The sequence below is a fragment of the Xaviernesmea oryzae genome (assembly GCF_900109605.1).
GTDB classification, from domain to species: domain Bacteria; phylum Pseudomonadota; class Alphaproteobacteria; order Rhizobiales; family Rhizobiaceae; genus Xaviernesmea; species Xaviernesmea oryzae.
This window is the reverse complement of the sequence record NZ_FOAM01000016.1, coordinates 124,132-132,249: the sequence shown is the minus strand read 5'-3', so window position 1 is coordinate 132,249 and position 8,118 is coordinate 124,132. Positions and strand designations below refer to the sequence as shown.

The 8,118-nt window shown below is 63.7% G+C and carries 6 protein-coding genes; 3 read left to right on the top strand and 3 right to left on the bottom strand.

Annotation, left to right across the window (positions count from 1 at the left end; genetic code table 11):
* Together BMX61_RS18790 and BMX61_RS18785 are read right to left on the bottom strand one after the other, a co-directional pair.
* The coding region (locus BMX61_RS18790) for a transposase (RefSeq protein WP_139198959.1) at positions 1 to 288 on the bottom strand (288 nt) is incomplete at its 3' end.
* Between the two features lie 128 nt (positions 289 to 416).
* Entirely contained in the window at positions 417 to 932 is a 516-nt protein-coding gene (locus BMX61_RS18785; protein WP_075625693.1) for a ferritin-like domain-containing protein, read from the bottom strand.
* Positions 933 to 1,259: 327 nt separating this feature from the next.
* On the opposite strand from BMX61_RS18785, the gene BMX61_RS18780 reads away from it, so the two are divergent.
* The 3 genes from BMX61_RS18780 (at position 1,260) to BMX61_RS18770 (ending at position 6,303) form a co-directional block, all read left to right on the top strand.
* On the top strand, positions 1,260 to 2,042 hold the full coding sequence (locus tag BMX61_RS18780; RefSeq protein ID WP_075625692.1) for an SDR family oxidoreductase: 783 nt from the start codon (positions 1,260 to 1,262) through the stop codon (positions 2,040 to 2,042).
* 210 nt (positions 2,043 to 2,252) lie between these two features.
* Positions 2,253 to 5,918 carry a PAS domain S-box protein gene (locus BMX61_RS18775; RefSeq protein WP_075625691.1) on the top strand — a complete coding sequence of 1,222 codons (3,666 nt, stop codon included), beginning with the start codon at positions 2,253 to 2,255 and terminating at the stop codon, positions 5,916 to 5,918.
* Positions 5,919 to 6,060: 142 nt separating this feature from the next.
* On the top strand, positions 6,061 to 6,303 hold the full coding sequence (locus BMX61_RS18770; RefSeq protein ID WP_075625690.1) for a DUF6894 family protein: 243 nt from the start codon (positions 6,061 to 6,063) through the stop codon (positions 6,301 to 6,303).
* Between the two features lie 229 nt (positions 6,304 to 6,532).
* Here BMX61_RS18770 and BMX61_RS18765 read toward each other — a convergent pair whose 3' ends face one another.
* Complete coding sequence (locus tag BMX61_RS18765) at positions 6,533 to 7,942, bottom strand: NAD(P)/FAD-dependent oxidoreductase (RefSeq protein ID WP_083639207.1); 1,410 nt, start codon at positions 7,940 to 7,942, stop codon at positions 6,533 to 6,535.
* Positions 7,943 to 8,118: the final 176 nt, after the last annotated feature.

The following is an 8,118-nucleotide window of genomic DNA, read 5'->3' as shown; positions in this document are numbered from 1 at the left end:
GTCGATCATGTGCTGCCAGTCATCCGTCAGCCCCAGTTCAACGAGGGTCTCAAGCAGAGCGTCCCAAACTCCTTGTTCAGCCCACCGGCGGAAGCGCACATAGACCGAGTTCCACTTTCCGTAGCGCTCATGCATATCGCGCCAGGGGCAGCCAACCCGAAGAACATGCAGCATACCGTTCAGGTATCGTCGATTGTCGTGCGAGGGCCGGGATTTCCTACCGCGTTCGGTGGGTAACAGACCCTCAATGATCCGCCACTCCATATCCGTAAGATCGCCACGAGCCAAAGCTGCCTCCCAAAAAGCAGTCTTGAATCATGCTTCCCCTGATTTGGAAATCCACTTTGTCAACAGGGCCTAGGCCCGATCCCTGTCTTCTGATTGTTCTGCCGTGCTCGCGCGGCGTTATCGGGGCTTCAGACCTTCGCCGTTTCGCCGGCTTCCGATAGGGTCGCGAAACGGGTGGTTACCTCACGCAAATTGTCGGAGAGCCAGGCGGCCATGGCTTCCTCTTCCTTGAGGTTGGCCTGGAGCACGCCGAGCGCTGTATGGTAGCCGCCGATTTCGGCAAGCGTGATCAGCGACTTGTAGGCGGCGATCTCGAAATTCTCGAAGGCGTAGTTGGCGAAGGAATTCTTCAGGATCTCGTCGCCGGCCATGGTGTGGCCGAGGGCGGCCATGCTGCCGGAGAGCGAGAGCGCCATGTCTTTCAGCGTCGAATGGTCTTCGCCGAGTTCGCTGAGGACGCCTTCCAGACGGTCGATTTGGCCTTGCGTCTCGCGCTGATGCTCTTCCAACCGCCGGGCAACCTCGGGATAGTTCTCGATGCGCTGCAGCTGCGGCTTGATGATCGATAGGGCCTGATTTTCCATGGCATGGGCATTGCGCAGGCCGGTGATGAAGATCTCGCGCTTGGCGTCTGTCGTGGACATGGATTCTCCTTGGTTTCGGTCATCAGGCCGGTCCCGCTCCGAAGGGGCGGCAATGGGGCTTGCGCGCCAGGAGCGGGTCCGGGGTGCACGCGGCACCGCTTGCGAAACAAGGGATAGGGGCTGGAGTTGCACGCTGTCTTTTTCGGGCGGCGGGAACTTTGCCGGAGCTTCGGCGTTAAGTGAACCATTCTTTGTCGCCTTTCGCTTGAGGCGCTCGTTGCTCCGTTGTCACATTTCACCGAAAATGTTGGGAAAGGGCGCTGGGCCCGTTGAAATCGACCGGCCACTTGGCCGGCGTCCGCCTCTTCTTCTCCCCGGAGTTGCTTCATGGCCCTATCTTCGTCCGTTGCGCTTGTCACAGGGGCCGGGTCCGGCATTGGCCGGGCCGCTGCCATTGCACTTGCCGCGGAAGGGATCCGGGTTGGCGTGCTGGGGCGCACACGCGAGGAGCTGGAGGACACGGTCACCGCCATTGCGGCTCAGGGCGGGCGGGCAATCGTGCTGGTCGCCGATGTCTCGGACGAAGGCGCCATGCGCGCGTCGGTCGATGAGCTGGCTTCGACCTTCGGCAAGATCGATATCGTTGTGGCCAATGCCGGGATCAACGGTGTCTGGGCGCCGATCGACGATCTCAAGCCAGATGAGTGGGATCAGACGATCGCCATCAATCTGCGTGGAACCTACCTGACCCTGCATCTCGCCGTGCCGCATCTGAAGCAGGCCGGTGGCGGCTCGATCATCGTCGTCTCCTCGATCAACGGCACGCGGACCTTCACTACGCCGGGCGCTACGGCCTATACCGCCACCAAGGCAGCCCAGGTTGCCATGGTGCAGCAGCTGGCGCTGGAGCTTGCCCGCCATCATATTCGCGTCAACGCGGTCTGCCCCGGCGAAATCGCCACCAGCATCAATGAGAACACCCGGCAGCGTGGCGCGGAGGACACGGCCATTCCGGTCGAATGGCCGGAAGGGCAGGTGCCGATTACCGGTGGCAAACCGGGCCGCTCCGAAGATGTGGCCGATGTCATCGCCTTCCTCGCCTCCGATCGCGCGGCCCATATCACCGGAACGCCGATCTGGGTGGATGGCGGCCAGGGACTTCTTCGCTAAGGTCCGCGCCGTGAGCTGCCGATGGACGCGGCCGCGACCCCTAGCCCCTTCTTGCCGTTGACCGTTGCGATGTCAGGCCAGCGGACGCGCCAGCCTTGCCCGCTGACATTGATGGACCTCTTTCCCCTGTGGTGCATTATGATTTAACGCGGTTTTTCTCCGGATTCGAATGCTGTAAAGACGAACCGATATCCATAGCGGGCTTTCACCTTGACGTCACATCATCTCGGATTCTTGTCCGGCGGCGGCGATCTGGCTGCGCTGATTTCGGCGTTCGACTGGTCTTCCACCCGCCTCGGTGCCATCGAGACCTGGCCGCAAAGCGTGAAGACCACGCTGTCGCTGATCCTGCGTTCACCCGTGGCCATCGTCACGCTGTGGACCGAGGACGGCGTGATGATCTACAACGACGCCTATTCGGAATTTGCCGGCGCCCGCCATCCGGCCCTGCTGGGCTCGCGGGTGCGCGAAGGCTGGCCCGAAGTGGCGGACTTCAATGATCATGTGATGAAGGAAGGTCTCGCCGGCAGAACCCTGTCCTTCAAGGATCAGGCGCTCGTCCTCAATCGCGCAGGCCGGCCTGGCCAGGCCTGGATGAATCTCGACTATTCGCCCATTCTGGCGGAGGATGGCAGGCCGATTGGCGTCATGGCCGTGGTGGTGGAAACCACGCCCAAGATGATGGCCGAGCGCCGGCTTGCCGAAAGCGCCCATCACGCCAAGCAGGTGCTCGATGGGGCGATCGACTATGCCATCATCGCACTCGACATCGAGGGCCGGATCACCCGCTGGAACGAGGGGGCGCGCCGCATTCTCGGCTGGCGCGAGGAGGAGGCGATCGGCCAGCCGGCCGGCCTGTTCTTCACGCCTGAGGACAATGAGGGTGGCCGCCCGGCGCGTGAGATGGCCGAGGCGCTCGAGCACGGCATGGCCAACAACGAGCGCTGGCATATCCGCTTCTCCGGGGAGCGCTTCTGGGCAAGCGGGGAGATGATGCCGATCCGCGATGAAGCGGGCAAGGCCATCGGCTTCGTCAAAGTGCTGCGCGACCGCACAAGCGAACACCTGACGCAGAGCCGCCTGCGCGAGGTGGAGCGGCGCCTGCGCCGGGCGCAGGAGGTTGGCGGTGTCGGCCTCTTCTCCATCGATGCCGCGGATGACGTCATGCAGGTCACCGGGCAGTTCTGCCGCATTTTCGGCCTGCCTGAAGCCGACAGCGTTTCGGTGAACGTCGTCGAGGCTCTGATCGTCCCCGAGGATCGCGAGGTCGCCTCCACCTCCGACAGCCGCCGCCAGGGCTCCGCGCCGCTGCAGGTGGAATATCGCATCGTGAAGGCCGATACCGGCGAGGAACGGGTCGTTGCCCGGCGCGGCGAATTCGAGCGCGACGGTGACGGCAAGATCCTGCGGCTGGTGGGTGTGGTTCAGGATGTGACCGAACGCCGTCGCGCCCAGCGGGAACTGCGCGAGAGCGAGGCGAAGCTGCGCGCGCTGACCGAAACACTCCCCAACCATGTCTGGACGGCAAAGCCAGACGGTACACTCGATTGGGTGAACGAGCGGCTGCTCAGCTATTCCGGCAAGACGCCGGAGGACATCCTTCAGGCGGGCTGGAGCGCGATGATCCATTCCGAGGATCTCGACGACGCCTTGCGTCTCTGGCGCCAGGCAATTGCCGAACGCCGCGTCTACGAGGCCGAAACCCGTTTGCGCAACGCGGCGGGCGAGGACCGCTGGCACATCACCCGCGCCGTGCCGCTTGCCGACGACAAGGGTCAGGTGGAACGCTGGATCGGTGCGACCACGGATATCCATGATCTTCGCCTGGCGCGCGAGCAGCTGGCGGCCCTGAACGCCACGCTGGAGCAGCGCGTGGCCGAACGCACGGCCGACCGCGACCGCATGTGGCGCCTGTCGACGGATGTCATGCTGGTGGCCGATTTCGAAGGGCGGATCATGGCCGTCAACCCTGCCTGGACCAGCCTGCTGGGCTGGGGCGAAGACGAGCTGGTCGGCAGCATTTTCCTCGATCTGGTCCACCCGGACGATCTTGCCGCAACCCATGAGGAGATCGCGCGCCTGAGCGATGGCGCGACCGTTTTCACCTTCGTCAACCGCTATCGCGCCAGAAACGGCAGCTATCGCCGCTTTTCCTGGACGGCGGTGCCGGATGACCGCTTCATCCACGCCGTCGGCCGCGACGTAACGGCCGAGCATGAGGCGGCCGATGTGCTCCGGCGCACCGAGACCGCGCTGCAGCGGGCGCAGAAGATGGAGGCCATTGGCAACCTGACGGGCGGCGTGGCGCATGACTTCAACAATCTGCTTCAGGTCATCTCCGGCAATCTGCAGCTGTTGCTGAAGGATCTGGCCGGCAATGAGCGGGCGGAGCGGCGTGTGAACAATGCGCTGGCCGGCGTGAACAGGGGCTCCAAGCTGGCGGCGCAGCTTCTGGCCTTCGGGCGACGCCAGGCGCTGGATCCAAGGGTGGTCAATATCGGCCGCCTAGTGCAGGGCATGGACGAGATGGTCCGCCGCACGATCGGCGAGGGCGTCGAGGTGGAGACCGTCGTGTCGGGCGGGCTCTGGAACACGCTTGTCGATACGACGCAGATGGAGAATGCGCTGCTCAATCTTGCGATCAACGCCCGCGATGCGATGGACAGCTATGGCAGGCTGACGATCGAGGTGATGAACGCCGTTCTCGACGAAACCTATGCCACCGGCGTCGAAGACGTGGAGCCCGGCGACTATGTGTCGATCTCCGTTTCCGATACCGGCTCCGGCATCGCGCCGGAAATCCTCGACAAGGTCTTCGATCCGTTCTTTTCCACCAAGGCGGAAGGAAAGGGCACGGGCCTCGGGCTGTCGATGGTCTATGGATTCGTCAAGCAATCGGGCGGGCATGTGCGTATTTACAGCGAGCCGGGGCTCGGCACCCATGTGCGGATGTATCTTCCGCGCGCCCACGCCGCCGAGGACGATGCCGAGGTGATGGACACCAGCGGCGTGGTGGGCGGCAACGAGACCATCCTGGTCGCCGAGGACGATGAGGGCGTGCGTACCACCGTGGTCGAAATGCTGCAGGATCTGGGCTACCGGGTGCTGAAGGCATCGGATGCCGCCAGTGCGCTCAGCGTGGTGGAAAGCGGCCTGCCGATCGATCTTCTGTTTACCGACGTGGTGATGCCAGGGCCGCTGAAGAGCACGGAGATGGTGGCCGCAGCGCGCCGGCTGATCCCCGGCCTCGCAGTGCTCTTCACGTCGGGCTACACCGAAAACTCCATCGTGCATGGCGGCAGGCTGGATGCCGGCGTGCAGCTTCTCTCCAAGCCCTATGCCCGCCAGCAGCTGGCGCAGAAGGTCCGCGCGGTTCTGGATCAACGTGCAGGCCAAAGGCTGGCGAGCCCAGCCACCCCTTCTGTCGCCGCGCCGACGCCCGCACCTGAGGCTTCGGCCGATCTTGACGCCGATCATGTGCTTGATGATGCCGCGATAGAGGCGCCAGCGCGCAAGGCGCCGATCAGCGTTCTGCTGGTCGAGGACGATGCGCTGATCCGTATGGACACGGCCGAAATTCTGGAAGGCGAAGGCTATCGCGTCACCGAGGCAGCCACCGCCGGTCAGGCGCTGGACAGTCTGCGTGCTGCACCCGCAGGAACAATCGACGTGCTTTTCACCGATCTCGGCCTGCCGGACATGTCCGGTGGCGAACTTGCGCGCCAGGTGCGCGAGGCCTGGCCGGCGATCGCCATCGTCTTTGCCACCGGCGAAGCGCACGCGCCCAAGATCGAGGGCGGGCGGGTCGCGTTTCTGCAAAAGCCCTATACGCCACGGCATGTCGCCGATCTCCTGGCCGATCTCGTCAGAGCTTGACCTTTTTGCCCCAGGCAAAAAGGGGGCGGAGAATGCGACCGTATGCAACCCGCGAGGAACCTTTTTCCTCATGCCTGCTTTTCGCGGGACAGGTCGGTTGTCGCGTCCTGCGGATGCGGTGCCGGAAGCATGAGGAATTGCGATGGCGTTGTTTTATTTCCGGGTTCTCGACAAGGACGGGGGCGGAGCCAGTGAATCCGCGCATGAATTCGCCAGTTTGGCCGATGCAAAAGCCGAGGCTCGAAGGGCGCTGGGCGAAATGGCAGCCGACGGCCTCCCAGGCGAAGCGCTCAACATGATGTCTGTCGAAGTGCTCGATGCGCAGAAGCAGTCGCTGATCGAGGTGCGGCTGTTGATCGAGGAGTTGCCCAAGGGCCTGAGCTAGAAACGTGCGTTCGCCACATCGGACCGCAGGCGACAGTGTTTTTCGAAAGGCCGTTCCAAGGCGGCCCTGAAGGAGACGGCAACATAGCGCCGAGGTTTATAGCATGGCGGCCGGATGAGGCGGCTGCCGGCGAAGGCTTTGTGTCGCATGGCCTGTCTGACGGATCTTCCCGATCCCGCCGCCTACCGCATTGGACAGGGCGTCGAGACCATTATGGCTTTCTACCCCATCAAAATGGCTGCAACTGTGTGCGCGTGGCTGCCGGCTGTCCGTTCCGGTCGACCTCCAGTCCGAGCGCTTCCTCGTCAATGATGCGGGCGCCGCGCTGGCGAGTGAGGTAGCGCCAGAGCCACTGGATGCTGACCAGCAGCTTCTTCTCGAAATTGACGAGAAGATACACATGCACCAGCGCCCAGAGGAACCAGGCCAGGCGGCCCTTCAGTGTCCAGCGGCCGAAATCGAAGATCGCGGAATTTCGGCCGATCACCGCCGTGTTGCCGCGATTGTGGAAATGGAAGGCACGCACCTGATCCGGTCCGCGCCCGATGCGGCGCAGTTCACGGCCGAGATGGTGGCCCTGCTGCTTGGCAACCTGGGCAAGCGCGGGCAGCGCCTTGCCATCCTCGCCCTGGCCCAGCGCGGTATCGCCCAGGGCATAGACGTGATCGACACCCTTGACGGCGAGATTGGCCTCTACTGGCAGACGCCCGCCCGGCCCCGGTTCCACGCCCAGCCACCGTGCCGCCGGCGAGGCCTTGACGCCCGCGCCCCAGACGACGCATCCGGTTCTCAGCGTCCTGCCGGCGATCACCACGTGGTCGGCGGCAATCGCTTCGATCGCTTCGCCCGTACGCACGGTTACGCCAGCCTTTTCCAGTGTCTGGCGGGCATAGTCGGTCAGCTTTTCGGGAAACTGCGCCAGAATACGGGGCCCGGCCTCGACCAGAATGACGCTGAAATGATCCGATGCCAGCGCGCGAAAATCATGCGTGATCATGAAGCGGCCGAGTTCGGCGATCGCTCCGGCCATCTCGACACCTGTAGGGCCGCCGCCGATGACGACGCAGGTCAGAAGCGCCTTCTTCTCCTCGGGGTCTTCGGCGAGTTCCGCTCTTTCAAATGCGGTGAGCAACCTCTGGCGGATCTGGCGCGCCTCGTGGATGGTCTTCAGCCCTGGTGCGAGATCGCGCCATTCGTCATGGCCGAAATAATTATAGACCGAGCCGATGGCGATCACGAGCGTGTCGTAGGGGACGCTGATGCCTTCCTCGGTTTTGACGAGGCGGCGCAGCGTGTCGATGCCCGTGACTTCGGCCAGCATGACGCGGATATTTTCGAAGCGCCCCAGCGTGCGCCGGATCGGCTCGGCGATATCGGCCGGTGACAGCGCGGCTGTGGCAACCTGATAGAGCAGGGGCTGGAACAGATTGTGGTTGCGCCGGTCGATGACCGTCACCTCCGCCTCGCCATTGCCAAGCGCTTGTGCGCAGGCGAGTCCCCCGAAGCCGCCGCCGACGATGACGATCCGCTGACGGCCGGCCGGCCCATGTCCCGGCTGGGCGATAGCCTTGCTGATGGGATCGGAAAGCGGTTCTTCGAGAATGGTGGAATCCTGGTCGGTGGTACGGCTGTCGGTCATGCGGCCTCCGGTGCCGGTTCATGCAGCGTTTGAGCACGGCTTCGGATGGGGCGAAGCGGTCGGCCATCCTCTGCTGCAACCTTGGGTCAAACGAGATCGCGATGCTCGCCTTCCTGACGTGCCTGCCGTTTAACCTGTCCTTAGATCTCGACTTTTCGATGAGACGGTCAAGGGGC